Origin of the sequence: Phormidium yuhuli AB48, from assembly GCF_023983615.1 — a bacterium.
GTDB lineage: Bacteria > Cyanobacteriota > Cyanobacteriia > Cyanobacteriales > Geitlerinemataceae > Sodalinema > Sodalinema yuhuli.
Map to the genome: position 1 here is coordinate 1,144,513 of NZ_CP098611.1, position 24,516 is coordinate 1,169,028.

Sequence of the window (24,516 nt, forward strand, 5' to 3'; positions counted from 1 at the left end):
CTGAAGCGTCTAGGGAGGAGTGATGATTGCATACTAACGGAACTGTTTCCAATCAATCTCGCTCAGGTTTTCCAACTGGGGTAACGCCTTCACCGCAGCTTGGAACTTGTCCGTCTGGGCCAGCACATCCACGAGCGTCAGGAGGTGGATATTCACGTTTTCCAAGTGGGGATGGCCAAACAACCGTTGCCCAAAGGTGTCTTTGTAGCCTTTGCCAGCCAACATGACAGCAATGGTAGCTCGGTGATAGAGAATATCAGCATAGAGGAGCTTGGCATGGTTTGTGTCTAGGGCGAGATGACTGAGTTTGCACTGAAAGTACACAAGGCGATCGCTCTCATCGAAAAGTACACCATCGATTCCTCCATCTGGTCCTAACGGTCCCGGATGAAATCCCAAAAGTTTTGACAACATACGCCCGAGTTCTTGTTTGCGCTGGGGAGTTGTTTCTAAGATACCCAAAGCCAGATTATAGGCAATGTATTCGCTCATTGAATACTGTCCGGATAAGGATTTGGTAAATCATGAGAAGTTAGTAAGCGAACATACATGACATCGATTCCCAGGTTCAAGTAAATTGTGAGAGCGTTCTCTAAACCTGACTCCAACAAGAGGTTAAGAATTTCTTCGTCGTTGATTTTAAATTCAATTTTTTCTGAGCAGTCAAGGGTTAGATAATGACGAGCTTGTTGGGGGGTTAGCTGATGGTATTGGGCTTCCCGATACCCAAGTCGCCATGCCATGTTTAGCAAGGTTTGTTCACAGTGTTCATCTTCCCCGCATAACTGCGTCTGGAGTTCAACCAGTTTCTGCTTTCTCGTTGCCCCAATATCTAAGTATCTAGGGGCGATCGCACTCATTTTAAATGAGGATCGAATTGAGGATTTAATGGTTTCACGGACATACAATTCCTGATTTTGGCTCCGATTTTGACTCTGTTGATTTTCCTTTTTTCTACCAGATAAAGTTTTTCTTGTTGGAGGTAAATTTGTAGCATTTTCCTTTCTTGTCGTCATTTTTTGTATTGTTCCAAAATTGAGCGATAATAGTCCCAAAATCCCTCACAACCATCTCGACTCCACAGATAAGTATAGTCGACAAAAATCGCTCGACCCGCTTCTCTTGGCATCCAATCGAGTGGTTCAAGAATATGACAAGGTAGAATTGAAGGGTTAAAATATTCCTGAAACTCAGACTTCTCAACACCAATAGGTAGGATTTTGATATCGACCGATGATGTAATCAAGGGCATGGCCGTGCGGATGGCGATAAGCATATCATTGAGATGAACAAACGAGCCGATATCGTAGCGCCGAACTCCCAGCAAAACTAAATCAGGTTCAATTTCAACCAAAATGCTGCCGATATTCGGCAAATCAGTGGCAATATCCACAACAACATGCTGAAATTTGGATTCATTCGCTAGTTTAACAAGGCTGGCTGGCAAACCAATAGGTTTCTTGGCATCTCGTTCACTGACAACAGTTAGCAATCCATCTTCAGTTGTGAGACGCTCACCCCAGGGTTGAGGATCAATTCCATCACTGAAAAAACGAAAACTGTCAGCTTGGGAATCTCCGTCAATCAGAAGAACGCGATCGCCCTTAATAAAACTCCAGTCAAATGAATCGCTGTCGTCGTTTTGCCTACACCACCTTTATGGTGAAAACAGAGGACTCTCATCGGTTTAAACGCGAAGACAATGGACTTGCCGAGGATGGGCCTCCATAATACTCCCGAATCGCCGCTAGCCCCTGCTCACAAACCTCCAACGGCGGACATTCCAGCGGATTCTCCCCAACATTCAACTGGAACAATCGCGGCAGATGCACCATAAACTCAGGAACCTCGCGAATTTGATTTCCCGTTAACTCCACAATCGATAACCCCTCCATCTGGGCCATAAACCCAGGAATTTCGCGAACCTGATTATTGGAAAACTCCAACCCCGAAAATAGGGGAAGGCGGCTCAGACAGGGAGGAATCGCTGTAATCTGATTGCGAGCCGCATACAACAGACGCAACTTCGAGAATTCCCCAATAAAATCAGGAATCTCTGTCAGGCAATTCCCCGAAAGATTCAACCCCGCCAACTCCGGTAAGTCCAACAGCACCTCGGGAACCTCCCGCAAGCCTAACCCATGCAAATTCAGGGTATCCCGTCCCGCCGCTTTCATCCCCTCAATTCGGGCTTCAACGCTACTCTCCATGGCTGTCACATCCTCAAATGGGTTCCCTCAATTCTAGCCTCGCCCCTTGCCAAAGTCTGCCCCCAGGACAGACACTGAAAACACGCCCTTGCTACTACTGGTTCTCAATCTCCGTGCCTCCTCATCTCCCTAACCAACGCTGGACTTTGGCGGATCTCCCTGACGCTGAGATCCAATCCCTGGCTGAATCTCTCAATGTCTCTCCCCTGATTGCCCAAATCCTCATGGAACGGGGCTTCGAGAGTCCTGAGATGGCTCGGATTTTCCTGGAACCCGACAGCCTCGAACTCCCACCCCCCATTCAGGATTTCCCCGATTTAGCGATTAGTCTCGATCTCATTGTGGAGATGATTGAGACGGAACGGCCGATCGCCATCTGTGGGGACTATGATGCTGATGGGATGACCAGTACAGCCCTGTTGTTGCGGGCTTTGGGACGCTTGGGCGCAAAGGTCGATTATGCTATCCCCAGCCGCATGAGCGATGGCTATGGCATTAACTCCCGCCTAGTCAATGAGTTTGCTGAGGCGGATGTGGGGTTAATTATCACTGTCGATAATGGCATTAGCGCCTATGGGCCGGTTGAGGAAGCCCGAGAACTGGGGATGGAAGTGATTATTACCGATCACCATGATTTGCCCGAGGTGATTCCCCCCGCCAGTTCCATTCTCAACCCCAAAATGGCCCCGGAGAACTCTCCCTATCGCGGTATGGCGGGGGTGGGGGTGGCCTATATGTTGGCCATGCACCTAGCGGAACATTTTAAACAGGGGGATGCGTTCCGACTTCCCATGTTGGAACTGCTGACGTTGGGAACGATCGCCGACTTGGCCCCCCTAACCGGTGTAAACCGATATTGGGTTTCACAGGGGTTGCACCTCCTGGCAAATTCACAAATTCCGGGCATTCAGGCGCTCGTGCAGGTGTCGGGAACGGGGGATAAGACCCAAAAAGCCCTCAAACCCGATGCCATTGGCTTCCGCCTCGGTCCTCGCATTAATGCAGTGGGGCGCATTGGCGATCCTCAGTTGGTGATTGAACTCCTCTCAACGGATGATGCGGGGATCGCCTTGGAACGGGCCATGCAATGTGAACAGATTAACCGCACCCGTCAGGAGATGTGTGAGGAGATTGAACGGGAGGCGATCGCCTGGAGTGATTCGTTGCGCGATCGCCTCCCCGAGACGCGAGTTCTGGTTCCTCTCCAGGCGAACTGGCATCATGGGGTGATTGGGATTGTGGCCTCCCGTTTGGTGGAACGCTACGGGGTTCCGGTGTTTATCTGCACCTATGAAGATGAGGAACTGCAACAGGTTCGAGGTTCGGCCCGGGGGATTCCTGAATTTAATGTCTTTGAGGCCCTGAATTATTGCGGCGATTTGCTGACCAAGTATGGGGGACATCCGGCCGCCGGAGGGTTCTCACTCCCGGAAGCCAATTTAGAGGCCTTTCGGGAGCGGTTGAGTGAGTTCGCCTGTCACTGTTTGCAACCGGAACATCTTAAACCCCTGATTCGACTGAGTGGGGAGTTGACGTTTGAGGAGTTGGATTTAGAGCGGTTTGAGGAGGTTGAACAACTGCAACCCTTTGGAATTGGTAATCCCACGCCGGTGTTTTATTCCTCTCAGGTGCGGGTTTTGAACCAGAAAACGGTGGGGAAGGGCCATCTGAAGCTAGAACTGGCTCAAGGGGACTCTGAGACATCCATTGGGGCGATCGCCTGGCGTTGGGGTGAGTATTTCCCTCTACCCAGTCCTCTGGATTTAGCCTACAAACTGGGGGAGAATGAGTGGCAAGGACAAGTTTCGCTCCAGTTGGAGGTGGTGGGGGCCCGTTGTCCTGAGGGAGTGGTATGGGAGTCTCGAAAGACTGATATCTCCTCCTCTGTTACTCCGGCTGAGGAGGAAATTCCCGAAGCCAGGGTGATTGAGTCAACGGAGAGTCCTAGGACTGAGGCCCAGAAGGCGGCGACAACCACTGGGGACAGGTTACAACAGTTTAAGTACCGAAATCGGGTCTATTTCTGTGGCCTCTATGCCCATGGAGACCGCAAAGAACTCCGCATTCGTAACGATCGCGGTCAAGTTTTGGCGGTGAATCAGGGGAGTCAGACGGGGTTGCTGGGAACGTCGCGGCAGAATGCTCGTTATGTCGATGTGCGAGAACGGCGATTTTACGATTTAATTAAAGCAGCCCTGGCCGTGTTAAACGGCTCATCATCTTAATGCTGTTATCCCCAATTCGCAAAAAGCCCGATGGCGATCGGGCTTAAAAGATAAATCTCAAAGTGTCCTCAACGTATCCCGCTCTAGAGGTCACCACCCCGGAAGGCGAGGAGAAAGATCACCACGGGTCCCGAAACGAGAATTAAACCAACAAAGGTGAGTTGGAAAATGGGTTCCCAGTTGATTGACGTGAGTGCTGATGTTAACGCTTCCATAAAATCCTCTCAAACAGAAAAAACAGGGTCAATTATAAATCGCGGGAAATGCCGTTTAATATCTTACTGGCTCATGGGGCCGGAATTTTAAGAAACTTTACAAAAGTATAAATCCGCGTCCCGTCAGCCTTGAGGGCGATCGCCCTTGAGTCCCCGCCCCTATCATCCCTTGGAGTTTCCGCCGTGGCAACCTGGCAATGTGTAAAACAATGTGGCGCCTGCTGTTATCTCGCCCCTGAAGAGCGTCCCGACTTAGAGGAGTATCTCTCCCCGGAAGAACTCCAGCTCTATCTCAGTCTGGTGACGGAGTCGGGTTGGTGTCGGCATTATGACCACGATACCCGAGAATGTGGCATTTATGAGAAACGCCCTAGCTTCTGTCGGGTGGATGCGATCGAGTATGAGCAGCGATATGGGATTGCGCCCGACGACCTGGATGAGTTTGCCATTGACTGCTGTCGGGAGCATATCGCAGATATTCACGGCGATCGCAGCCTAGAGATGATACGCTTTGACCGCGCCGTCGGCAAACCGCGAATTTTGCGACCCCAAGCCGATCGCTGACATCTCCCAGGTCGCGAACCCTCAAACCCCATGTAAAATAATGTGATGTTCGTTATCACTCCCCATCTGTGAAAGCTCCCACGTCTTCCCCCGTCCAAGACTCCCCAGAGCGTACTCTTCCCTCAAGGCGCAAAGCTTCCAAATCCATCCTAGGAATTTTTGGCTCGACCTTTATCACCATTTTCTTAGCGGAAATGGGAGATAAAACCCAACTGACCACCCTCCTGATGACCGCCGAGTCTGACGCACCCTGGGTGGTCTTTTTGGGGGCCGCCTTAGCCCTAATTACCACCAGTTTAATCGGGGTTATCTTGGGGCGTTGGCTTGCCAACCGTGTGTCTGAAGAGACCATTGAGACCTTTGCCGCCGTCATTCTTCTGTTCATTGCCATTCTCCTGCTCGGAGAAATGGTGAGCCTCTAAGACTTAGGACCATCAACTATGGATTGGGATTTACTCGGATTAACCTTTATCGCCGTTTTTCTCTCGGAACTGGGCGACAAAAGTCAAGTGGCGGCGATCGCCCTCAGTGGCAGTTCTAAATCACCCCAGGCTGTTTTTTTCGGAACGGCCGGCGCTTTAGTCTTAGCCAGTTTCTTGGGAGTGCTGGCCGGGGATGCCGTCGCCGAACTCCTACCCACTCAAATTCTCAAGGGCCTAGCCGCCCTTGGCTTTGCCTTCATTGCCCTACGACTACTTTGGCAGGACGACCGCTAGACTGCCTAGACAGCCAGAAACCACTCAAAGAGCGCAGTTGCTATGATGAAGCTATTACGCCATCAACTGTGGTTAAATTTCCTGTCTCTACTCCCAGGAACTGTCTTAACCCTATTAACCATTGGCGTAGCCTTTCTGAGATTTTATGATGAACAAGACTTCAGCCTACTCGGATACATCGCCGACCCCCGAGCATGGAGCAACCGACTCACCCTGGCAGCCCTCCTGGTGGCAGTGGTTAATTTCGGCGTTGAGTGGAACCGTCGAAATCGAGAAACAGACCGCCTCGCTCAAGCAGAGCAACGAAGAGTTGAGGAAGAGCAACGAAGAGCTGAGGAAGAGCAACGAAGACGCAAGGAAGCAGCACGAGCGGTGGCTGAGCGAGCAGCTCAAGACCGACGAAGAGCTGAGGAAGCAGCACGAGCGGTGGCTGAGCGAGCAGCTCAAGACCGACGAAGAGCTGAGGAAGCAGCACGAGCTGAGGCTGAGCGAGCAGCTCAAGACCGACGAAGAGCTGAGGAAGCAGCACGAGCTGAGGCTGAGCGAGCAGCTCAAGACCGACGAAGAACTGAGGAAGCAGCACGAGCTGAGGCTGAACGAGCAGCTCAAGACCGACGAAGAACTGAGGAAGCAGCACGAGCTGAGGCTGAACGAGCTGAGGAAGGAGAACGAGCGGCTCGCCGCGCTCGAATCGAAGCTCGATGCCGTGCTGCCGAAATCCGTTTCCAATTAGACCCGAGTTTAGCCAATCGTCTGGCCTTGGAGGCCATATTGGCAGTTTTAGAGGAGTATGGCGAAACCTTGTAAGGGTTAGGCTCCATGGTAAGCTTCCCCAAAACTGGGGTTGCTACAATGAAGCTATTACGCCCTCAACTATGGTTAAATTTCCTGTCTCTGCTCCCAGGAACTGTCTTAACGCTATTGACCATTGGTGTAGCCTTTCTGAGATTTTATGATGAACAAGACTTCAGCCTACTCGGATACATCGCCGACCCCCGAGCATGGAGTAACCGACTCACCCTGGCAGCCCTCCTGGTGGCAGTGGTTAATTTCGGCGTTGAGTGGAACCGTCGAAATCGAGAAACAGACCGCCTGGCTCAAGCAGAGCAACGAAAAGTTGAGGAAGGAGAACGAGCGGCTCGCCGCGCTCGAATCGAAGCTCGATGCCGTGCTGCCGAAATCCGTTTCCAATTAGACCCGAGTTTAGCCAATCGTCGGGCCTTGGAGGCCATATTGGCAGTTTTAGAGGAATATGGCGAAACCTTCTAAGGGTTAGGCTCCATGGTAAGCTTCCCCAAAACTGGGGTTGCTACAATGAAGCTATTACGCCCTCAACTATGGTTAAATTTCCTGTCTCTACTCCCAGGAACTGTCTTAACCCTATTAACCATTGGCGTAGCCTTTCTGAGATTTTATGATGAACAAGACTTCAGCCTACTCGGATACATCACCGACCCCCGAGCATGGAGTAACCGACTCACTCTGGCAGCCCTCCTGGTGGCAGTGGTTAATTTCGGCGTTGAGTGGAACCGTCGAAATCGAGAGACAGACCGCCTCGCTCAAGCAGAGCAACGAAGAGCTGAGGAAGAGCAACGAAGAACTCAGGAAAGAGAACGAGCGGCTCGCCGCGCTCGAATCGAGGCTCGATGCCGTGCTGCCGAAATCCGTTTCCAATTAGACCCGAGTTTAGCCAATCGTCGGTTTTTAGAAGCCATATTGGCGGTTTTAGAGGAATATGGTGAGACGTTGTAGACCTAGTGGTCGTTGTTTCATCGATTGAGTCACGTTCATGACCATCACTGTAGATGTAACCCAAGGATGCGATCGCCTCGATCGCATCCTCTCCCAGAATCTCAAAGACCTCTCTCGATCGCGCATCCAGCAGCTCATCGAACAGAACTGCGTCTCAGTCAACGGAGAACCCTGTCTCTCCAAAAAACTGAAAGTCCAAGCGGGCGATCGCCTCACCATCGAAATTCCCCCCGCTGAACCCTTAGATATCCAACCCCTGGAGATGCCGTTGGATATTCTCTACGAAGATGACCATCTCCTAATTGTCAATAAACCCGCTGGACTGGTCGTCCATCCCGCCCCCGGCCATTACAACGACACCCTCGTCAATGCCCTACTTGCCCATTGTGGCGATCGCCTCTCCGGGATTGGCGGCATTCAGCGTCCCGGCATTGTCCACCGTCTCGACAAAGACACCACCGGGGCGATCGTCATTGCTAAGAGCGATCGCGCCCATCAGCATTTACAGGCCCAAATCCAAGCCAAAACCGCCCGTCGCGAGTATCTCGGACTAGTCTATGGCTCCCCCAGTCAGCCCTCCGGAACCATCGACCGTCCCATTGCCCGTCATCCCATCGATCGCAAAAAAATGGCGATCGTTCCCGAAGCCGACGGTGGCCGCCTTGCCGTAACCCATTGGAACGTCCAGGAAGCCCTAGGAAACTACAGTTTAGTTCATTTCCGTCTCGAAACCGGTCGCACCCACCAAATTCGCGTCCACAGCGCCTCCATCGGGCATCCAATCATTGGTGACCCCCTCTATGGTTCCGGTCGTTCCCTAGGCGTCAACCTACCCGGCCAAGCCCTCCACGCCTGGAAACTGACCCTAGAACACCCCCACTCCGGAGACACCCTCGAAGCGATCGCCCCCCTCCCCCCCCACATCAAAAAACTGCTCCAAGTCCTCAAACGCCGCCACTAACCCCCCTCTTGTAATCCCCTCCTGGGAGGGGTTAGGGGTGGGTTATGCCTTTTGCCTTTTGCCTCTTGCCTCTTGCCTCTTGCCTTCTTCCCAAAAAAAACAGCGACTGACAACCACTCATCCCAGAGCAATCATCAGTCACTGTCATGCCAGTCAGACTGTAAGCGTCAAACCAGCTTAGCGACGGGGAACCGCAGCCATATAGTTGAGATTTTGAACCGAAGGACGAGGTGCCGACGGTTGTCCCGAAGACACAGCCCGAGCCATGCCGAGGAACCGTTCGGGATTGCCCTCGGTGGGTTGCTTCTCTTGAGGACGGAAGCGACGTACAGCATTTTGCCAAACAATCTGAGGGAAGCCCAGTTGATTACGGTGGTACGCACCATAACGGGGAGTTTTCAAATTAAAGGGCGTTTCACCCATAGCCCGCTGAGGCAGATTGCGACGACGTTGGAAAGGCACAATCGTGTCACCGAAGTTTTCCAGGTATTCCTCGCTGTTGAGGAGTTCATCCACAAAGCCTTCAACACCTTTGTTGGCAATCACGATCGACCAAGCAATTTTCTCACGCTCGCTGTAAACATCCCGTCCCAGAACCCGTTGCACACAGAGTTCAGCAAAACGGTAGTTGCTGTTGGTCTCAAAATTGCGACGGCGGAACGGATCCGACAGCAGCAAACCGCGAATGAACTGACGCATCGTGATGCGGCCATCCTTGAGTTGAGACTCTAAGAAGGTCTGACGGTTGCTTTTGAGGATTTGGTGTTCGCTATAAATCTGACGGTACGCCGCCCAGATGAACCCGTCGACATCTGAACCTGCAGGCAGGTTTTCTGTATCGAACACATAAGGTTCTTCGTCGCCAGGAACTACGTATCCCGCGACACGCACGTTCTGGCTTTTCGGCGTGTAACTGAGTAAGGGAAGTGCCACGTTAATATCTCCGTAAGCTTAAAGGGTTTGCTATTTGTGGACTATGTCAACCTTTAGATTAGGGGATTGGCTTCAACCGAGTCTCATTTTTATGAATGTCAGCAACAATTTTTAACACTCAACGTAAAGAAAATTTACGATTTACCCCTTGGGGTTGTCAGGCGATCGCCTTTACCCATCGTTGCTTACTCTACCAACCCAACAGAGAATAGAAGCTCTGACTGGCCTGTTCTCCCGCCTCAGGAATGCCACTCATCTCCGGCTGAGCCGTTTCCACACGACTCTCCGTACAGAACGTTGCCGTATTGAAGCCGCCAAACCGTTTCACCGTACTGGTTCGCATCCGCACCCCAGGACTGGGAAACCAAAACCGCTCCACCGAACTCATCGTTTCATACTCCGTAATTAAACTCATGCCTCCGTCATCATCCAACTCATAGCGACCGGCGACCGGGACTTTTTCCGCATAGCCCCGTTCCCGTAACATCTTACCCTGACGGGGATTCTCAGCATCTGGGACAATGGCAAACACCGTGGAACCGGCATGATTTTCATCATTGTCACGATCCCATTGCATCGCGCCATTCCAGCGAACAAACGCCCCCCCAGAGGCAGTTTTAGGGTCAATCTCGTACATCTGGCAAATCTCCACCACCCGAGGATCCTCAGGGGGGAGGGTTTCTACAAAAATTTCTGAGCCGCCCAACTCAGCACGACGGAAGGGCAGATGATGGGTGGTTCTTTGAGAATGCCAGGTTCCAGCACTCTGCTTAAAGAACTCCATCGCATCGGCGGGAGTTACTGGATTGGTGTCAGTCATGGGGGTTTGCGTCATAGCAAGGTGACTCTCTACGTGCGTTTACAATTGCCACAATTCCTTTCAATGTTTAATGATTAGGGGGTCGTCCGGCAAGAGGTGAACCCCGGCCTTAGCCGAACTTGACGGGTCTCAACTATCCTTTAATAATCATCAAGTGTTAACCAGAGCTAAGTTATGACCTCTACTTCTACCCATAAACCCGCCTGGGCCGGCGACGACTGGCTCTCTCGCCTCGTCAACCAACTCATCGCCACTCCCCTGCTGTACCGACTCATGAAACAGCAAGCGCGACGGGTGTTGATTAAAACCGCCGAAAAAAACGGCGTTCCCTGGCGCGATCGCGTCGCCGAACTGGATACTGAGGAACTTCGAGCCAGTTTAACCCGTATTACCAACCCCAATCTAACCTATCCCGACTATTACCAGGTTCCCTTCCATGCCTACGATGCCGGGAATCTCTGCTGGTTAGCCGCCCTAGAAGCCGAACCCGCCACCCAATCAATGGCGTTACGAGTTTGGAAAGGAGAATCCCTCACCCCAGACGTCGCCCAACAGCGTCTGCGCTACTCCTTCCTAGAGGCGATCGCCCCCCATCTCCCCGAAACCGTGCAAAATGTTCTCGATGTCGGCTGTTCCATCGGCATTTCCACAGAATTTCTCCATCAATACCTACAAACTCGTCAATCCCAGCCCATTGAGACCATTGGCTTAGACTTATCCCCCCAGATGCTCGCCGTCGCCCAACAGCGGGACGCCAAAGAACAAATTCACCAATGGGTGCATGGGAATGCCGAAGCCACAGACTTTCCCGACAACCACTTCGATGTCATCAGCCTCCAGTTCGTTCTCCATGAACTGCCGCGCCACGCCACAACCGCCATTTTCCGAGAAATGCGACGCATCTTGCGCCCCGGTGGACTCTTAGCCATTGTTGACAACAACCCCAAATCCGAAGTTATCCAAAATCTGCCACCCGCCCTATTCATCCTTATGAAAAGTACCGAGCCGTGGAGCGACGATTACTATACCTTTAACGTCGAAGATGCCTTAAACCAAGTTGGTTTGCAGCATATTGAGACAATTCCTACTGATCCCCGCCACCGAACCCTCATCGCTCGTTGCCCCGATTGACGGGATAGGTCAATAGCGTCTATGATAAAAGGCTGCAACGTAACGAGGCAGCTATGAAGGGTCAACAAATCATTCAGGCGATCGAATCTGAGTATCTCAAATCCGATCTGCCCAAACTCTATGTCGGCGATACCGTCCGCGTCGGAGTCGTCATCCAGGAAGGGGGTAAAGAGCGGATTCAGCCCTACGAGGGAACCATTATTGCCATGCGCAATGGCGGTATTAACGAAACCATTACCGTGCGCCGCATCTTCCAAGGCGTTGGTGTTGAGCGAGTCTTTCTGCTCCATTCCCCGAGAGTCAGTTATATAAATGTTGTGCGTCGGGGTAAAGCTCGTCGTGCCAAACTGTACTATCTGCGCGATCGCGTGGGTAAAGCCACTCGCCTCAAACAGCGTTTCGATCGCCCCATCGCCAAAGCTGGCAAATAGCCTCAATCAGGCTCAGTCCTGGGGACGAGGGGGAACCTTCAAAAAAAATCCCCAAATCGTTCCCAAGCGCACACCACTCGTGATACACTGGTGAAGAAGAGGTTCAACGTCTGAACCAGACGAGATGCGCTCTTAGTTCAGTTGGTAGAACGCAGGTCTCCAAAACCTGATGTCGGGGGTTCGAGTCCTCCAGGGCGCGTTGGACCCTTTCAACTTCTTGAAAAAGACGCTTAACCCGAAAGCTTGGCGCGAACATTCCTAAAACCAGGAATGGCTAAGCTTTCGGGTGAGCGTTGTCTGATGTAAGGCCTGGATTGATCCCGAGCCTCAACCTAGTTTTGACGACAAACCAACTCGAAACACACAGTCGGCTAAGTTCAGCCTAGACTGGAGTCCGTCCCCAAGAGGTTAACCGTTGTGGCGAAGAAAAAAGAAGCCAATCTGCAACAGACGAGTTCAAAATTCGATCCGATCAAGTTCCTTCAAGAAGCCAAAGAGGAACTTTCTAAGGTCGTCTGGCCCTCAAGACAACAAGTCATTAGCGAGTCCGTCGCTGTCTTGTTAATGGTTGTTCTTTTAGCGAGTGCCATCTACTTAGTCGATAACCTGTTCGGTTGGGCTGCACAACAGATATTCTGATGACATTTTCATCGAACCAATCCTACGAATCCGATGCTCCCTGGGACGATAACGGCTCAGACGAGTCTCAACTGGCTCCCCAAGAGTCTCAACTGCCCCGCGCCCGTTGGTATGCGGTGCAGGTCGCCTCAGGCTGCGAAAAACGAGTGAAAGCCAACATCGATCAACGGAAAGAAACCCTAGACGTTGCCGATCGCATTCTACAAATCGCCATCCCGCAAACCCCCGCCGTCAAAGTTCGCAAAGACGGCGCCAGACAGAACATTGAAGAGAAAGTCTTTCCCGGATATGTTCTCATTCAAATGCGCATGGATGACGAAGTTTGGCAAGTTGTCAAAAACACCCCCCATGTGATTAACTTTGTCGGGGCAGAACAGAAGCGGCGCTATGGACGAGGACGGGGTCACGTCAAACCCATGCCCCTGAGTCCCTCAGAAGTCGAGCGTATCTTCAAACAGACCGGAGAACAAGAACCCGTTGTCAAAATTGACATGGATGCCGGCGACAAAATCGTCGTCTTGTCCGGGCCCTTTAAAGACTTTGAAGGCGAAGTCATTGAAGTTAGCCCCGAACGCAGCAAACTCAAAGCCTTGCTGTCTATCTTTGGGCGCGATACCCCTGTAGAATTAGAGTTCAACCAAGTCGAAAAACAGAGTTAACCTTAATCATCCATGGCTAAAAAAGTAGTTGCGCTCATCAAGCTCGCCATTCCGGCGGGCAAAGCCAATCCTGCGCCTCCCATTGGTCCGGCATTAGGTCAGCATGGTGTTAATATCATGCAGTTCTGCAAAGAATATAACGCTAAGACCGCTGACCAAGCCGGGACTATCGTTCCCGTCGAGATCTCCGTTTACGAAGATCGCAGTTTCACCTTCATTCTCAAAACCCCTCCCGCCTCCGTATTAATCAAAAAGGCTGCTGGAATTGAGAAAGGCTCCGGAGAACCCAACCGTAGCCAAGTCGGTAGTATCGGACGGGATCAACTGCGCGAAATCGCCGAGACCAAAATGCCCGACCTCAACGCCAACGACATCGAGGCGGCCATGAAAATTATCGAGGGAACCGCCCGCAACATGGGTGTTAAAATCGAAGGCTAACCCCAGCCTAGGGAGTCATCCTAACGAGTCTCCCAACCCTCTTCCAAACCACTCCATAAAAACCCATTTGAATGGGGGAGAAGTGTGTCACTTCGCTAACCACCCCACAGACTATCATGACCAGAAAACTCTCACGTCGACTGCGGGAACTCCAGCAAAAAGTAGAGGAGCGTCCCTACGAACCCACCGAAGCCCTCAAACTCCTCAAAGAGACGGCGACGGCCAAATTCCCCGAATCCGCAGAAGCTCACATTCGTCTGGGAATCGACCCCAAATATAGCGACCAGCAACTCCGGACTACCGTGGCCCTGCCCAAAGGAACCGGGCAAACCATCCGCGTCGCCGTCATTGCTCGCGGTGAAAAAGTCCAGGAAGCCGCCAACGCGGGTGCAGACCTGTATGGGTCCGAAGAACTCATCCAAGAAATCCAACAAGGTCGCCTCGACTTCGACCTATTGATCGCCACCCCTGATATGATGCCCCAGGTGGCTAAACTCGGTCGTGTCCTCGGTCCTAAAGGTTTAATGCCTTCTCCCAAAGGGGGCAGCGTCACCACTGACTTAGAACAGGCCATTTCTGAGTTCAAAGCTGGTAAACTGGAATTTCGGGCCGATCGCACCGGTATTGTCCACGTGATGTTCGGCAAAGCAGACTTTTCAGTTGAAGATCTGTTAATCAACCTGAAAGCGCTTCAAGACTGTATTGAGCGTAACCGTCCCTCTGGAGCCAAAGGACGCTACTGGCGTAGCATTTATGTCTCCTCCACCATGGGACCGTCCGTAGAAGTCGATATTAACGCCCTACGGGACTTAAAAATGACCGACTTGATGGCTGCATAAGCCTTTAAATCCGTCATTGTGGGGAGAGTCATCTCCCCAGCTGTAACAACCCAGAACCAACGGGTAATCACAACACGAAACAGATTGGCTGAACTGAATAAGCTCTCAACCTGAGACAGCAGGGGTGTTCAACACGTAATATCCTGCCGAGGTAGAGGAGTTTGGAGGCCGCCTCAAGCGTCCCCCAACCCTTCCCTCGGCGTCTCAACCGGGGGCTTTTTGTGGAGGGAGGGAGGGGGTCAGTTGAGCCAATTGCATCCAACCCAAAAACGACCCAAGTTTACGGGTGGCCGTTTGGGAAGTTCTCAAGGGGGTTTCTCAACTGAGTGAATGCCCAGCATATAAGGAGGTGAGTCCGATTGGGCAGAACATTAGAAAACAAACAAGCGATCGTCGCTGAACTCAAGGAAACACTGAGCGAATCTCAGCTTGCTGTAGTCATCGACTACAAAGGGCTATCCGTCGCCCAGATGACCGACCTACGCGGACGACTCCGGGAAACCGACGCCGTCTGCAAGGTGACCAAAAACACCCTCATGCGCATCGCCGTAGAAGGGGATGAAAACTGGGAACCGATGACCGAGTTCCTCGAAGGATCTTCGGCATTTCTTTTCGCCAAGGATGACTTTGGTACGGCCATTAAAGCCTACCAAGCCTTTCAGAAAGACACCAAAAAGACCGAACTCCGGGGTGGTGTTTTAGAAGGGCAAAAGCTCAGCCCTGACGATATCAAAGCCTTAACCGAACTGCCAACCAAGGAAGAGCTTATTGCACGCATCGCCGCTGCAATCAACTCCATCCCCACGAAACTGGCTGTGGGCACCAACGCGGTACCGAAAAAACTGGCTGTGGGTATCAAAGAGGTTCCCGCGTCTTTGGTTCGCGCTGTCAAAGCGGTCTCCGAAAAAGACCAATAAATTACCACAGGTTTTGTGGCTTTTATTGGCACCTAACGAACGTCCAACAACTCATTTATCCCAACGGAGTGTTATTCCATGTCTGAACAAACCGATCAAATTCTGGAACAACTCAAATCCCTCTCTCTGTTAGAGGCCTCTGAACTCGTCAAACAAATCGAAGAAGCCTTCGGTGTTGACGCCTCAGCTTCCGCTGGTGGCGGCATGATGATGATGGCCCCCGGCATGATGGCTGGCGGTGCGGCTGCGGCTGAGGAAGAAGAAGAGAAAACCGAATTCGACGTGATTCTCGAAGAAGTTCCTGCCGACAAGAAAATCGCCATCCTCAAAGTTGTGCGCGGCCTGACCGGACTTGGCCTCAAAGAAGCCAAAGAAATGGTCGAAAGTACGCCTAAAGCCATCAAAGAAGCCGTTGCTAAAGATGCGGCTGAAGATGCTAAGAAACAAATCGAAGAAGCTGGCGGAAAAGTCTCCGTCAAGTAATCGCTTATTCCATCGATTCGTTTTCAAAGAAAAAGCGGGGTGTTGTCTCAAAAACAACACCCCGTTTCCTTTGGCATGAACCCGCAAAAAATCCCCTCTTGGGAGGGGTTCCCCAGAGGCTCCCCCTCATGTCATAACTTCAGCCATAACACGAGGGGGAAGAGGCGCCTCTACGATGCTGCTCGCGCCGTAGGACGAGTACGACGACGACGAGTGTGATTGCGTTTTTCCGAATCCAAAGTCGTTTTCGGCGTTTCTGGCGCCTTCTCACCAGAGGTATCAGTCGCTTGTTTGACTTGGGGGGTAGGTTTCGGGGTAGTCTTCGCAGGTTTACGGCTGCCGGAACGGCCGCGACCGTTACTAGAGTGACTCGTGACAAGACTGCTGCTACTTTGAGTCTCCGGCTGATAATTCGCATCAGTCGGGGGCTGGAACATGAACACCAACAGAGGCTCACACCGTAACTCGCGACGAATCGTGCGGAGTAACTCCCGTTCTAAGCGGGATTTCAAACCCGACCAATCCACAGAAACGCTGCCATTATCCGAGTTATTGTAATGATCCCAACGCTCGTCTAGAATCGTCTGTAGAGTTTCTACGACCTTTTCCTGTAGGGATTGGTCGTCAACTCCCGTAGCTACCCCTCGAATGTAAACCTCGGGCTTCGAGACTAACTTGCCATCCCAACCGACGGCGACGGCCGTGGTCACAACTCCATCCTCAGCCAATTGCTGACGCTCTTTGAGAACCTTATCTTGAACCGTACCCGAGTGGGAAGAATCCACCAGCTCGATACCCGCCTGGACATTCCCCCCTAAGGAGATACTGTCAGGACGCAGTTCCACCACATGGCCGTTATCGATAATCAGCATATTCTCAGCCGGGACTCCCATCATCTGAGCCGTCTGGGAATGTTTAATCAACATCCGATGCTCACCATGGACGGGGACAAAGAACTTAGGCTGAGTTAGGGCTAACATCAATTTATGGTCTTCTTGACAGCCATGGCCTGACACGTGAATGCCTTGATGACGGCCATAGATAACATTAGCTCCCTGCATCATCAAACGGTCAATGGTGTTGACCACAGAAATGACGTTACCGGGGATGGGATTGGCGGAAAAGACAACGGTGTCCCCTGGCTTAATCTGAATCTGGCGATGCTCACGCCGAGAGATGCGGCTGAGGGCTGCCATGGGTTCTCCCTGGGAGCCTGTGGTGAGAATAAGAACATCCTTGTCAGGGAGGTTGCGAGCTTCCTGGATGGACTTAAAGAGACTGTCCTCACATTTGACGTAGCCGAGGTTGCGAGCGTGGGAGATGACGTTGAGCATCGATCGCCCCACCACAGCCACAGAACGGCCATGTTTCTGGGCCAGGTCTAAAATCATATTGACCCGATGCACCGAGGACGCAAAGGTGGTCACCATCAGTCGCCCTTCGGCTTGGGAAAAGACCCGGTCAAGATTGGGATAGACCGATCGCTCTGAGGGGCAAAGTCCCGGAGTTTCAGCATTAGTTGAGTCACTGAACAGGCAGAGAACCCCTTTCTCACCATATTCTGCCAACCGCTGGATATCGAAGTTTTCCCCATCGACCGGGGTATGGTCAAATTTGAAGTCACCGGTGAAAATCACCACACCGACGGGGGTTGTCACCGCGAGGGTGAAACTATCGGCCATGGAGTGGGTGTTACGGATAAACTCAAAGGAAAAATGCTCCCCTAGGGTAATCGTGTCCCGAGGTTGAACGGTGCGCAGTTCGGTTTTGTTGCGTATCCCGGCTTCATCGAGTTTACCCCCTAGGAGGGCTAGGGCTAGGCGAGGGCCATAAATTACCGGGATGTCAAACTGTTTGAGGTGATAGGGAATACCGCCAATATGGTCTTCATGGCCGTGGGTGACCACCATGCCCTTGATTTTATGGGCATTCTCCTTGAGATAGGCAATGTCCGGTAGAACGATGTTGACCCCGTGCATGGCATCGGTGGGGAAGGCTAAGCCACTGTCCACCAGGACAATTTCATCTTCATATTCAAAGACACAGGTATTTTTGCCAATTTCATGGAGGCCACCCAAGGGAATGACTTTGAGGGGAGAGGATTGATCTCCTCCGTTTTGGGAGGGAGCCGATTGGCTTTTACGAGAACGGATTTGTTTAGACGGCATGGGTTTACTCATCATGTAACGACTGGTTTGTGACAAAAAATCAAGGTAATGGGTATTCAACTGTGCCTAGAGCAGGGGTTGCGTTGACCTAGACCGTTGTGTGTGAGGGTAAAGGGGAAATCTGTAATTGAGACGACAGCACCGGCGAAGGACTTGGCACTCACTCAATCGGGCAATCACCCGAGGGGGAACTTGTCCGATCGCTAGGAAGGAGGGGGCCGGACTGGGACGGGAATTACGGTAAAAGGTTGAGTTGCTTGAGTACAGCTTGAATGGACTGCACCACAGACTCAGGGGCATCACAGAGGGGCGATCGCGTCCCTCCCACTGGCCAACCTAACTGTTGCAGGGCTGATTTGAGGGGGATAGGATTCGTGGTCAAAAACAGGGCCTTAAACAACGGCATTAACTGTAAATGAATCGCCGTGGCTTCGGCGTTGCGTCCCGCTTCAAAGGCCTGAATCATCTCTTGTAGGCGATCGCCCACCAAATGACTGGCCACACTCACAACCCCTTTTCCCCCAACGGACAAGAGCGGCAAGGTTAAGGAATCATCCCCAGAATAGATGGCAAATTCCGGATTCGTGAGACGACGAATCTCGCTGGCCCGTTCCAGACTCCCGCTGGCTTCTTTAATGGCGACCACATTCGGCAGTTCCGCCAAGCGAGCCACGGTTTCCGCTTCTAAGTTAACCCCAGTCCGTCCGGGGATGTTATATAGCATCAGCGGAAACTCAGGACAGGCCTCGGCAATAGCCCGGAAATGACCATAAAGTCCGGCTTGAGGAGGCTTGTTGTAATAGGGAACCACTTGCAACGAGGCATCTAAGCCCAAGGCCGAAGCCTTCTGGGTGGCTTGGATGGCCTCATGAGTTGAGTTGGAGCCGGTCCCGGCCATTACCTTAGCACCGGTGTCGCGGACAGCGGCTTGAACCACCTGGAAGAGTTCGTATTCTTCATCCCAGGTGAGCGTGGGTGATTCTCCCGTGGTTCCACAGATTAGGAGAGTATCCGTCCCTTGGTGTACGAAGTGAACCGCCAACTTCTCCACTAACTCATAATTGACCGCACCATCCGGGTGAAATGGCACAATCATCGCCGTAACAACTCGTCCGAAATCGATCACGCCCCCCCCTTACCGCTGTACGCTGCTAGACGACAACGACGGGGACGAGGCATCACCCGACTCACGGCTGAGCAATTCAGCAATTTGCACGGCGTTGAGCGCGGCTCCCTTGCGAATTTGGTCACCACTGAGCCAGAGTTCCAAGCCACAGGGATGGGAGATATCCTGACGGATGCGGCCCACGAGAACCTCATCGCGACCGTCGGCATCCATGGGCATGGGGAAGTAGTTACTCTGCCAGTTTTCTTGTAGCACGACCCCTGGGGCTGTGCTTAGGATTTCGCAGGCCCGCGCACGGGAGAACGGTTGCTCAAATTCCAGGTTAATCGCCTCTGAATGGGCCCGCAAGACGGGAACCCGCACACAGGTTGCGGTAATGGCCAACTCCGGCTCATTGAAAATTTTACGAGTCTCATTGACCATTTTCATCTCTTCTTGACAGTAACCTCCTTCCGAGATGGGAGAATTATGGGGGAAGAGGTTAAACGCCAAGGGATAGGGCAACACCGAGGGGGTCGCGTCTTCCCCATTGAGAATGGCTTGAGCCTGGGTTTTTAACTCCTCCATCGCTCGGGCCCCAGCCCCACTGGCCGATTGATAGGTTGAGACGACAATGCGCCGAATCCGTTGCACCTGATGTAAGGGGTAAATGGCAACTGCCATCAAAATCGTCGTGCAGTTGGGGTTGGCGATGATGCCCTGATGGTCAAAGGCTGCCTCTGGGTTGACTTCTGGAACCACAAGTGGTACTTGAGGGTCCATGCGGTAGGCACTGGAGTTGTCTATCGCCACCGCCCCAGCTTCCACCGCTTGGGGGAGCCATTGCTTCGAGGTAGAGCCTCCCGCTGAGGCTAACACCAGGTCAACATCCTTAAAACAGCCATCCGCCACGGCCTCCACGGTCAGCGATTCACCGCGAAAGGGAATCGTTTGTCCCGCTGAGCGGGGAGAGGCCAACAGCTTAAGCTGGGATAAGGGGAAGTTGCGGTGCTCCAACAACTCAATTAACTCAGTACCCACTGCGCCAGTGGCACCGAGAATAGCAACTCGATAAGACTTGGGCAAGTTTCAGATCCTCCTCGTTCGTTCTTCAATAGCGTTTTAGCTAGGTTCCGTATCGATTCCGTAACGGTTTGTCTGACGGTTTCTATAAGGGGTGCTTGGGGACTGTGTCATCAGTGTTGCCCTGGGGGGGCTTGCAAAGTGAGTCCATCAGCAAATAGGTTTTGAATATAACAGATGATCATCTCATCGACAGCCACCTTAGCAGAGTTGCCCAGTAAGCGCAATGGCGGGTTCACCTGCTGTAACGGCGCGGCCGGGTCTGTCTGGAGTCTGTCCAGAAAATGGCGACCTTCGGATCTAGCATAGCGCAGATTCAGGGTTGGGTCAGATTGGGTCTGCAAGTCGGTCGGAGTCAGCACGGCGGTTCAGTATTGGGCTAGACTATATTGGATTGCCTCGCTTGTTGTTAAAGACATGGCACAGCCGCAGTCATCTCTTAGGATGGCTCAGCCTCGGGGCGCAGTCGTTCGTTCTGACCATTGACGTAGACGTTAGAATGTCGTTCCCGGACTTCGGGCGATCGCCTCTGTGATGGACGGTCCTGTGATGGACGGTCATCTCCTCTCAACAGGCAGCAAACCTTACCCACATTACCACTAGAATCAAACAGTCAAGCAAGGCATGAAAGTAACCCAGGAAAAGCTTCCCGCATCCCAAATTGCTCTGGAAATCGAAATTCCTTCGGAGATTTCCCAGAAAACCTACGATCGCACGTTGCAAAAGTTCACACAAGCGGCGAACATTCCGGGATTCCGTAAAGGTAAAGTTCCCAAACAGATTCTCATCAAGCGTCTCGGCAGTGAGCGCATCAAAGCTGCCGCCCTCGAAGAAAGCATTGAAGATAGTCTCAAACAGGCCATTGACCAAGAAAACCTGGATGTTCTGGGCAACTACAGCCTGCGAACCCCGATTGAAGAGCTGATTCAACAATTCACCCCCGGTCACCCTCTGACCTTTTCAATTGCCGTTGACGTTCCCCCTGAGGCCAGGGTTGACAATTACGAAGGCCTCGAAATTACCGCCGAGGAACGGGTGTATGACCCGGGGCAAGTGGATGCCTTCTTTGAGGAGCAACGCCTCGAACAAGCCAACTTAATTCCCGTCGAAGATCGCGCCGCTCAACTCGGGGATGTTCTCACCGTCGATTATGAAGGGAAACTCCTGCCCGAAGACGGCGAAGGAGAACCGGAACCCTTCCCCGGTGGAAGTGCTGAAGATACCCAAATGGAACTCGATGAAGGCCGCTTCATTGAGGGCTTCGTGGAAAATATCGTCGGTATGAACGCCGATGAAACTAAATCCTTTGAGGTTAAATTCCCCGAAGACTATCCCAATGAAGAACTCGCCGGCCAAGGGGCTATCTTCACCGTCACTGTTAAGGACATCAAAACCCGGGAACTTCCAGAACTCGATGATGACTTTGCTCAAACCATCAGTGACTTTGACACGATGGCAGAACTGCGAGAATCCATCGAAAACCGCTTTAAAGAGGAGGCCGAAGACAAAACCAAGAGCAACATCAACGGGGCTCTGCTGAAGGCTCTGGAGGACTGTATTGAGGTGGACTTTCCTGAAACCCTCATCAAACAGGAAGTCGATTACATGCTCACTCAAACGGCCATGCAGTTGCAGCAGTATGGCATGGATATCCGTAGCCTCTATAATGAAGATAACCTGGCTCAAATGCGCGAACGCTCTCGTCCCGAGGCGATCGCCCAACTCAAACAGGACCTCGCCCTCGAAAAAATCGCCGAACTCCAAGATCTAGACTCCAGTGAGGACGAGAAAGAAGAGCGAGCCGCTGAAATTCGCAAGCAATTGAGCGATCGCGAAATTGACGAGGAACGCTTGCAGGGATTTGTTGAAAAAGATCTCCTTTCTCAGAAAGCCCTCGACTGGCTGCGAGAACGCGCTAAGATCGAGCTAGTTCCCGAAGGCAGTTTATCCAAGGAGGATGACGCTGCCGAGGAAACAGACGACACCGACCCCGACGAATCCCAAGACTCCTAAGCCTGATAACGGTTTACCCACTGCGAGCTGAACGTCTAAATCTATGTTGAGAGCCCAAGCCTACGGACGCGACTTGATGAACCTGTCCCACCCGCACATCTATTCCAGCGCCCAGGGAACCATTCCCATGGTCGTCGAACAGTCCGGGATGGGCGATCGCGCCTTTGACATCTACTCCCGTCTATTACGAGAGCGAATTATTTTTCTCGGCACCCCCGTCGATGATGCCGTGGCCGACTCCATCGTCGCCCAACTGCTCTATCTTGACGCCGATGACCCCGAAAAAGATATCCAACTCTATATCAACTCTCCAGGGGGGTCCGTGACAGCGGGAATGGCCATCTATGACACCATGCAGCAGGTTCGCCCTGACGTGGTGACGATTTGTTTTGGCTTGGCGGCCAGTATGGGAGCGTTTCTGCTCGCCTCTGGGGCCCCAGGTAAACGAATGTCCTTGCTCAACTCCCGGATTATGATTCACCAACCCCTCGGCGGTGCCCAAGGGCAAGCGGTGGATATCGAAATCCAGGCCAAGGAAATTCTTTATCATAAGAGTACCCTCAACCGCCTACTCGCCCAACATACCGGTAAGCCCCTCGAACGCATTGAAGCCGATACGGAGCGGGACTTCTTTATGTCCGCAGAAGAGGCTCGGGAGTACGGGTTAGTGGATACGGTCATCGCTCAGTCCCCTGTAGCTTTGGCCGCGTCAAACTGACGCTCAGGTTGGAGGGTGTGCTGGGATCACACTCTCCAACGCCAGTTAAGCCTCGGCGAAGCCTTGGCCGTCTTCAGACGGGTCTCCTGTCCTCGCTTCCATGACTTAGCTCTTGAATTGTCCCTCATCCATCCTGGCTGAATTTCCGCACGAGAAAGGTTATGCCGAATAAGTACGACTCTCACCTAAAATGCTCCTTCTGCGGCAAGTCTCAGGAGCAAGTGCGCAAGCTCATTGCCGGTCCCGGCGTGTATATTTGCGACGAATGCGTAGACTTGTGCAACGAAATCCTCGATGAAGAGTTGTACGATTCGGGTGCCGCAGCCCCCCCGAGCGCACAACGATCTGAATCTCCCGAACGCCGTCGCCCTCGCTCGGCGAAGCTCTCGTTGGGACAGATTCCCAAACCCATTGAGATTAAACACTATCTCGATGACCATGTCATCGGACAAGAGGCGGCTAAAAAAGTTCTATCCGTTGCCGTCTATAACCACTACAAACGCCTCAGCGCCAATCAAAATAAAACGGAGGGGGATGATGTGGAATTGCAAAAATCCAACATCCTCCTCATTGGCCCAACCGGAAGTGGTAAAACCCTCTTGGCTCAAACCCTGGCCAACATCTTGGAGGTTCCCTTTGCCGTTGCCGACGCCACAACCCTCACGGAAGCTGGCTATGTCGGGGAAGATGTGGAAAATATCTTACTGCGCCTGCTGCAAGTGGCAGATCTCGATGTGGAAGAAGCGCAACGGGGCATTATCTATATCGATGAACTCGATAAAGTCGCTCGCAAGAGTGAAAATCCCTCGATTACACGAGATGTCTCCGGTGAAGGGGTGCAACAGGCCCTGCTGAAAATGCTGGAGGGAACCGTGGCCAACGTCCCCCCTCAGGGAGGACGTAAGCATCCCTATCAAGACTGTATCCAAATTGATACCCGTAACATTCTCTTCATCTGTGGTGGGGCCTTTGTGGGGTTAGAGAAGCTGGTGGAACAGCGTTTGGGTAAGAAGAGTATCGGCTTTGTGCAGCCGGGAGACGGCAAACCTCGGGATAAACGGACTGTGGATGTCCTCAGTAACCTCGAACCCGGAGATTTGGTGAAGTTTGGCCTCATTCCTGAGTTTATTGGCCGGATTCCCATTGAAGCGGTCTTAGAACCGTTGGACGAAGAAACCCTGGTCCAGATTCTCACCCAGCCCCGTAATGCTCTGATTAAGCAATATCAGAAGCTCATGGACATGGACAATGTTAAGTTGGAGTTTCGTCCTGAGGCGTTGCGGGCGATCGCCCAGGAAGCCTATCGCCGTAAAACTGGGGCGCGGGCCCTGCGTAGCATTGTTGAAGAACTGATGCTGGAAGTGATGTATGAGTTGCCATCCCGTAAGGATGTCTCTCGTTGCGTGATTACTCGGGAAATGGTGGAGAAACGCTCAACCAGTGAGGTTGTGATGCACCCGTCGTCACTCCCTAAACCCGAGTCTGCCTGATGCCGT

The 24,516-nt window shown here is 52.3% G+C and carries 30 protein-coding genes, 1 tRNA gene and 1 other annotated feature; of the genes, 20 read left to right on the forward strand and 11 right to left on the reverse strand.

Annotated elements, in window-relative coordinates; genetic code table 11:
* Positions 1-33: 33 nt before the first annotated feature.
* The 4 genes from NEA10_RS04905 to NEA10_RS04920 all read right to left on the reverse strand — a co-directional run bounded on the left by NEA10_RS04905 (position 34) and on the right by NEA10_RS04920 (position 2,210).
* On the reverse strand, positions 34-492 hold the full coding sequence (locus NEA10_RS04905) for a restriction endonuclease (protein ID WP_252664143.1): 459 nt from the start codon (positions 490-492) through the stop codon (positions 34-36).
* Positions 489-1,016 (reverse strand): hypothetical protein, encoded by a 528-nt coding sequence (locus NEA10_RS04910; protein WP_252664144.1) that lies wholly within the window; start codon positions 1,014-1,016, stop codon positions 489-491. The genes NEA10_RS04905 and NEA10_RS04910 overlap by 4 nt, the downstream gene beginning before the upstream one ends.
* Entirely contained in the window at positions 1,013-1,492 is a 480-nt protein-coding gene (locus NEA10_RS04915) for a hypothetical protein (protein WP_252664145.1), read from the reverse strand. Before NEA10_RS04915 ends, NEA10_RS04910 begins: the two co-directional genes overlap by 4 nt.
* Before the next feature lie 187 nt (positions 1,493-1,679).
* Complete coding sequence (locus tag NEA10_RS04920; protein ID WP_252664146.1) at positions 1,680-2,210, reverse strand: leucine-rich repeat domain-containing protein; 531 nt, start codon at positions 2,208-2,210, stop codon at positions 1,680-1,682.
* A 113-nt stretch (positions 2,211-2,323) separates the two neighbouring features.
* Between NEA10_RS04920 and recJ the strand changes: the two genes are divergently transcribed.
* Positions 2,324-4,435 (forward strand): single-stranded-DNA-specific exonuclease RecJ, encoded by a 2,112-nt coding sequence (recJ, locus tag NEA10_RS04925; RefSeq protein ID WP_252664147.1) that lies wholly within the window; start codon positions 2,324-2,326, stop codon positions 4,433-4,435.
* Between the two features lie 83 nt (positions 4,436-4,518).
* Here recJ and psb30 read toward each other — a convergent pair whose 3' ends face one another.
* Complete coding sequence (psb30, locus tag NEA10_RS04930) at positions 4,519-4,650, reverse strand: photosystem II reaction center protein Ycf12/Psb30 (protein ID WP_068788901.1); 132 nt, start codon at positions 4,648-4,650, stop codon at positions 4,519-4,521.
* Positions 4,651-4,833: 183 nt separating this feature from the next.
* On the opposite strand from psb30, the gene NEA10_RS04935 reads away from it, so the two are divergent.
* From NEA10_RS04935 to NEA10_RS04965, 7 genes are all read left to right on the forward strand, one after another.
* Positions 4,834-5,214 carry a YkgJ family cysteine cluster protein gene (locus tag NEA10_RS04935; RefSeq protein WP_252664148.1) on the forward strand — a complete coding sequence of 127 codons (381 nt, stop codon included), beginning with the start codon at positions 4,834-4,836 and terminating at the stop codon, positions 5,212-5,214.
* 68 nt (positions 5,215-5,282) lie between these two features.
* The gene (locus tag NEA10_RS04940) at positions 5,283-5,636 is read left to right on the forward strand and encodes a TMEM165/GDT1 family protein (RefSeq protein WP_252664149.1); all 354 of its coding nucleotides are present in this window, start codon (positions 5,283-5,285) and stop codon (positions 5,634-5,636) included.
* Between the two features lie 18 nt (positions 5,637-5,654).
* Positions 5,655-5,930, forward strand: coding sequence for a TMEM165/GDT1 family protein (locus NEA10_RS04945; RefSeq protein ID WP_252664150.1), 276 nt, complete (start codon positions 5,655-5,657; stop codon positions 5,928-5,930).
* A 145-nt stretch (positions 5,931-6,075) separates the two neighbouring features.
* A complete protein-coding gene (locus NEA10_RS04950) occupies positions 6,076-6,663 on the forward strand; it encodes a hypothetical protein (protein WP_252664151.1) in 588 nt (195 codons plus the stop codon).
* A gap of 119 nt (positions 6,664-6,782) precedes the next feature.
* Complete coding sequence (locus NEA10_RS04955) at positions 6,783-7,199, forward strand: hypothetical protein (protein ID WP_252664152.1); 417 nt, start codon at positions 6,783-6,785, stop codon at positions 7,197-7,199.
* Positions 7,200-7,244: 45 nt separating this feature from the next.
* The gene (locus NEA10_RS04960; protein WP_252664153.1) at positions 7,245-7,682 is read left to right on the forward strand and encodes a hypothetical protein; all 438 of its coding nucleotides are present in this window, start codon (positions 7,245-7,247) and stop codon (positions 7,680-7,682) included.
* A 37-nt stretch (positions 7,683-7,719) separates the two neighbouring features.
* Positions 7,720-8,643, forward strand: a complete 924-nt coding sequence (locus NEA10_RS04965) for an RluA family pseudouridine synthase (RefSeq protein ID WP_252664154.1) — start codon at positions 7,720-7,722, stop codon at positions 8,641-8,643.
* Between the two features lie 177 nt (positions 8,644-8,820).
* Here the strand turns inward: NEA10_RS04965 and NEA10_RS04970 are convergent, their stop codons facing one another.
* Positions 8,821-9,576 carry a phycobilisome rod-core linker polypeptide gene (locus NEA10_RS04970; RefSeq protein ID WP_252664155.1) on the reverse strand — a complete coding sequence of 252 codons (756 nt, stop codon included), beginning with the start codon at positions 9,574-9,576 and terminating at the stop codon, positions 8,821-8,823.
* A 190-nt stretch (positions 9,577-9,766) separates the two neighbouring features.
* Positions 9,767-10,396, reverse strand: a complete 630-nt coding sequence (locus NEA10_RS04975) for a phycobiliprotein lyase (protein ID WP_252664156.1) — start codon at positions 10,394-10,396, stop codon at positions 9,767-9,769.
* Between the two features lie 174 nt (positions 10,397-10,570).
* Between NEA10_RS04975 and NEA10_RS04980 the strand changes: the two genes are divergently transcribed.
* The 9 genes from NEA10_RS04980 to rplL all read left to right on the forward strand — a co-directional run bounded on the left by NEA10_RS04980 (position 10,571) and on the right by rplL (position 15,933).
* Entirely contained in the window at positions 10,571-11,527 is a 957-nt protein-coding gene (locus NEA10_RS04980; protein WP_252664157.1) for a class I SAM-dependent methyltransferase, read from the forward strand.
* 53 nt (positions 11,528-11,580) lie between these two features.
* Positions 11,581-11,958 (forward strand): 50S ribosomal protein L19, encoded by a 378-nt coding sequence (gene rplS, locus NEA10_RS04985; RefSeq protein ID WP_252664158.1) that lies wholly within the window; start codon positions 11,581-11,583, stop codon positions 11,956-11,958.
* Between the two features lie 126 nt (positions 11,959-12,084).
* Positions 12,085-12,157 (forward strand) — tRNA-Trp (locus tag NEA10_RS04990).
* 218 nt (positions 12,158-12,375) lie between these two features.
* A complete protein-coding gene (gene secE, locus NEA10_RS04995; RefSeq protein ID WP_159785363.1) occupies positions 12,376-12,597 on the forward strand; it encodes a preprotein translocase subunit SecE in 222 nt (73 codons plus the stop codon).
* On the forward strand, positions 12,597-13,256 hold the full coding sequence (gene nusG / locus NEA10_RS05000) for a transcription termination/antitermination protein NusG (protein ID WP_252664159.1): 660 nt from the start codon (positions 12,597-12,599) through the stop codon (positions 13,254-13,256). Before secE ends, nusG begins: the two co-directional genes overlap by 1 nt.
* A gap of 12 nt (positions 13,257-13,268) precedes the next feature.
* Positions 13,269-13,694, forward strand: coding sequence for a 50S ribosomal protein L11 (gene rplK / locus NEA10_RS05005; protein ID WP_252664160.1), 426 nt, complete (start codon positions 13,269-13,271; stop codon positions 13,692-13,694).
* A 116-nt stretch (positions 13,695-13,810) separates the two neighbouring features.
* On the forward strand, positions 13,811-14,533 hold the full coding sequence (gene rplA / locus NEA10_RS05010) for a 50S ribosomal protein L1 (RefSeq protein ID WP_252664161.1): 723 nt from the start codon (positions 13,811-13,813) through the stop codon (positions 14,531-14,533).
* A gap of 91 nt (positions 14,534-14,624) precedes the next feature.
* Positions 14,625-14,763: a sequence feature (ribosomal protein L10 leader region), on the forward strand.
* Between the two features lie 129 nt (positions 14,764-14,892).
* Complete coding sequence (rplJ, locus tag NEA10_RS05015; protein ID WP_252664162.1) at positions 14,893-15,450, forward strand: 50S ribosomal protein L10; 558 nt, start codon at positions 14,893-14,895, stop codon at positions 15,448-15,450.
* Between the two features lie 78 nt (positions 15,451-15,528).
* Positions 15,529-15,933, forward strand: a complete 405-nt coding sequence (gene rplL / locus NEA10_RS05020; RefSeq protein WP_252664163.1) for a 50S ribosomal protein L7/L12 — start codon at positions 15,529-15,531, stop codon at positions 15,931-15,933.
* A gap of 170 nt (positions 15,934-16,103) precedes the next feature.
* Here rplL and NEA10_RS05025 read toward each other — a convergent pair whose 3' ends face one another.
* The 4 genes from NEA10_RS05025 to NEA10_RS05040 all read right to left on the reverse strand — a co-directional run bounded on the left by NEA10_RS05025 (position 16,104) and on the right by NEA10_RS05040 (position 20,651).
* Positions 16,104-18,101, reverse strand: a complete 1,998-nt coding sequence (locus tag NEA10_RS05025; RefSeq protein ID WP_252664164.1) for a ribonuclease J — start codon at positions 18,099-18,101, stop codon at positions 16,104-16,106.
* A 235-nt stretch (positions 18,102-18,336) separates the two neighbouring features.
* Entirely contained in the window at positions 18,337-19,227 is an 891-nt protein-coding gene (gene dapA / locus NEA10_RS05030) for a 4-hydroxy-tetrahydrodipicolinate synthase (RefSeq protein ID WP_252664165.1), read from the reverse strand.
* A gap of 9 nt (positions 19,228-19,236) precedes the next feature.
* Positions 19,237-20,292: an aspartate-semialdehyde dehydrogenase gene (locus tag NEA10_RS05035; RefSeq protein WP_252664166.1), complete on the reverse strand. Its 1,056-nt coding sequence runs from the start codon at positions 20,290-20,292 to the stop codon at positions 19,237-19,239.
* 110 nt (positions 20,293-20,402) lie between these two features.
* Positions 20,403-20,651, reverse strand: coding sequence for a hypothetical protein (locus tag NEA10_RS05040; RefSeq protein ID WP_252664167.1), 249 nt, complete (start codon positions 20,649-20,651; stop codon positions 20,403-20,405).
* A gap of 262 nt (positions 20,652-20,913) precedes the next feature.
* On the opposite strand from NEA10_RS05040, the gene tig reads away from it, so the two are divergent.
* The 3 genes from tig to clpX all read left to right on the forward strand — a co-directional run bounded on the left by tig (position 20,914) and on the right by clpX (position 24,510).
* Complete coding sequence (gene tig, locus NEA10_RS05045; RefSeq protein WP_252664168.1) at positions 20,914-22,302, forward strand: trigger factor; 1,389 nt, start codon at positions 20,914-20,916, stop codon at positions 22,300-22,302.
* A 76-nt stretch (positions 22,303-22,378) separates the two neighbouring features.
* Positions 22,379-23,020, forward strand: coding sequence for an ATP-dependent Clp endopeptidase proteolytic subunit ClpP (clpP, locus tag NEA10_RS05050; RefSeq protein ID WP_374111894.1), 642 nt, complete (start codon positions 22,379-22,381; stop codon positions 23,018-23,020).
* Between the two features lie 161 nt (positions 23,021-23,181).
* On the forward strand, positions 23,182-24,510 hold the full coding sequence (gene clpX, locus NEA10_RS05055; RefSeq protein ID WP_252664169.1) for an ATP-dependent protease ATP-binding subunit ClpX: 1,329 nt from the start codon (positions 23,182-23,184) through the stop codon (positions 24,508-24,510).
* The last annotated feature ends 6 nt before the right edge of the window (positions 24,511-24,516 follow it).

Bases quoted from the DNA above. Each gene is read 5' to 3' on its own strand.
- nusG (WP_252664159.1), top strand. From the start codon at position 12,597: ATGACATTTTCATCGAACCAATCCTACGAATCCGATGCTCCCTGGGAC.
- rplK (WP_252664160.1), top strand. From the start codon at position 13,269: ATGGCTAAAAAAGTAGTTGCGCTCATCAAGCTCGCCATTCCGGCGGGC.
- NEA10_RS04905 (WP_252664143.1), bottom strand. From the start codon at position 492: ATGAGCGAATACATTGCCTATAATCTGGCTTTGGGTATCTTAGAAACA.
- NEA10_RS04965 (WP_252664154.1), top strand. From the start codon at position 7,720: ATGACCATCACTGTAGATGTAACCCAAGGATGCGATCGCCTCGATCGC.
- tig (WP_252664168.1), top strand. From the start codon at position 20,914: ATGAAAGTAACCCAGGAAAAGCTTCCCGCATCCCAAATTGCTCTGGAA.
- rplL (WP_252664163.1), top strand. From the start codon at position 15,529: ATGTCTGAACAAACCGATCAAATTCTGGAACAACTCAAATCCCTCTCT.
- NEA10_RS05025 (WP_252664164.1), bottom strand. From the start codon at position 18,101: ATGCCGTCTAAACAAATCCGTTCTCGTAAAAGCCAATCGGCTCCCTCC.
- NEA10_RS04950 (WP_252664151.1), top strand. From the start codon at position 6,076: ATGATGAACAAGACTTCAGCCTACTCGGATACATCGCCGACCCCCGAG.
- NEA10_RS04980 (WP_252664157.1), top strand. From the start codon at position 10,571: ATGACCTCTACTTCTACCCATAAACCCGCCTGGGCCGGCGACGACTGG.
- NEA10_RS04945 (WP_252664150.1), top strand. From the start codon at position 5,655: ATGGATTGGGATTTACTCGGATTAACCTTTATCGCCGTTTTTCTCTCG.
- NEA10_RS04975 (WP_252664156.1), bottom strand. From the start codon at position 10,396: ATGACTGACACCAATCCAGTAACTCCCGCCGATGCGATGGAGTTCTTT.
- rplA (WP_252664161.1), top strand. From the start codon at position 13,811: ATGACCAGAAAACTCTCACGTCGACTGCGGGAACTCCAGCAAAAAGTA.
- NEA10_RS04960 (WP_252664153.1), top strand. From the start codon at position 7,245: ATGAAGCTATTACGCCCTCAACTATGGTTAAATTTCCTGTCTCTACTC.
- clpX (WP_252664169.1), top strand. From the start codon at position 23,182: ATGCCGAATAAGTACGACTCTCACCTAAAATGCTCCTTCTGCGGCAAG.
- NEA10_RS04910 (WP_252664144.1), bottom strand. From the start codon at position 1,016: ATGACGACAAGAAAGGAAAATGCTACAAATTTACCTCCAACAAGAAAA.
- clpP (WP_374111894.1), top strand. From the start codon at position 22,379: ATGAACCTGTCCCACCCGCACATCTATTCCAGCGCCCAGGGAACCATT.
- rplS (WP_252664158.1), top strand. From the start codon at position 11,581: ATGAAGGGTCAACAAATCATTCAGGCGATCGAATCTGAGTATCTCAAA.
- NEA10_RS04920 (WP_252664146.1), bottom strand. From the start codon at position 2,210: ATGGAGAGTAGCGTTGAAGCCCGAATTGAGGGGATGAAAGCGGCGGGA.
- psb30 (WP_068788901.1), bottom strand. From the start codon at position 4,650: ATGGAAGCGTTAACATCAGCACTCACGTCAATCAACTGGGAACCCATT.
- NEA10_RS04955 (WP_252664152.1), top strand. From the start codon at position 6,783: ATGAAGCTATTACGCCCTCAACTATGGTTAAATTTCCTGTCTCTGCTC.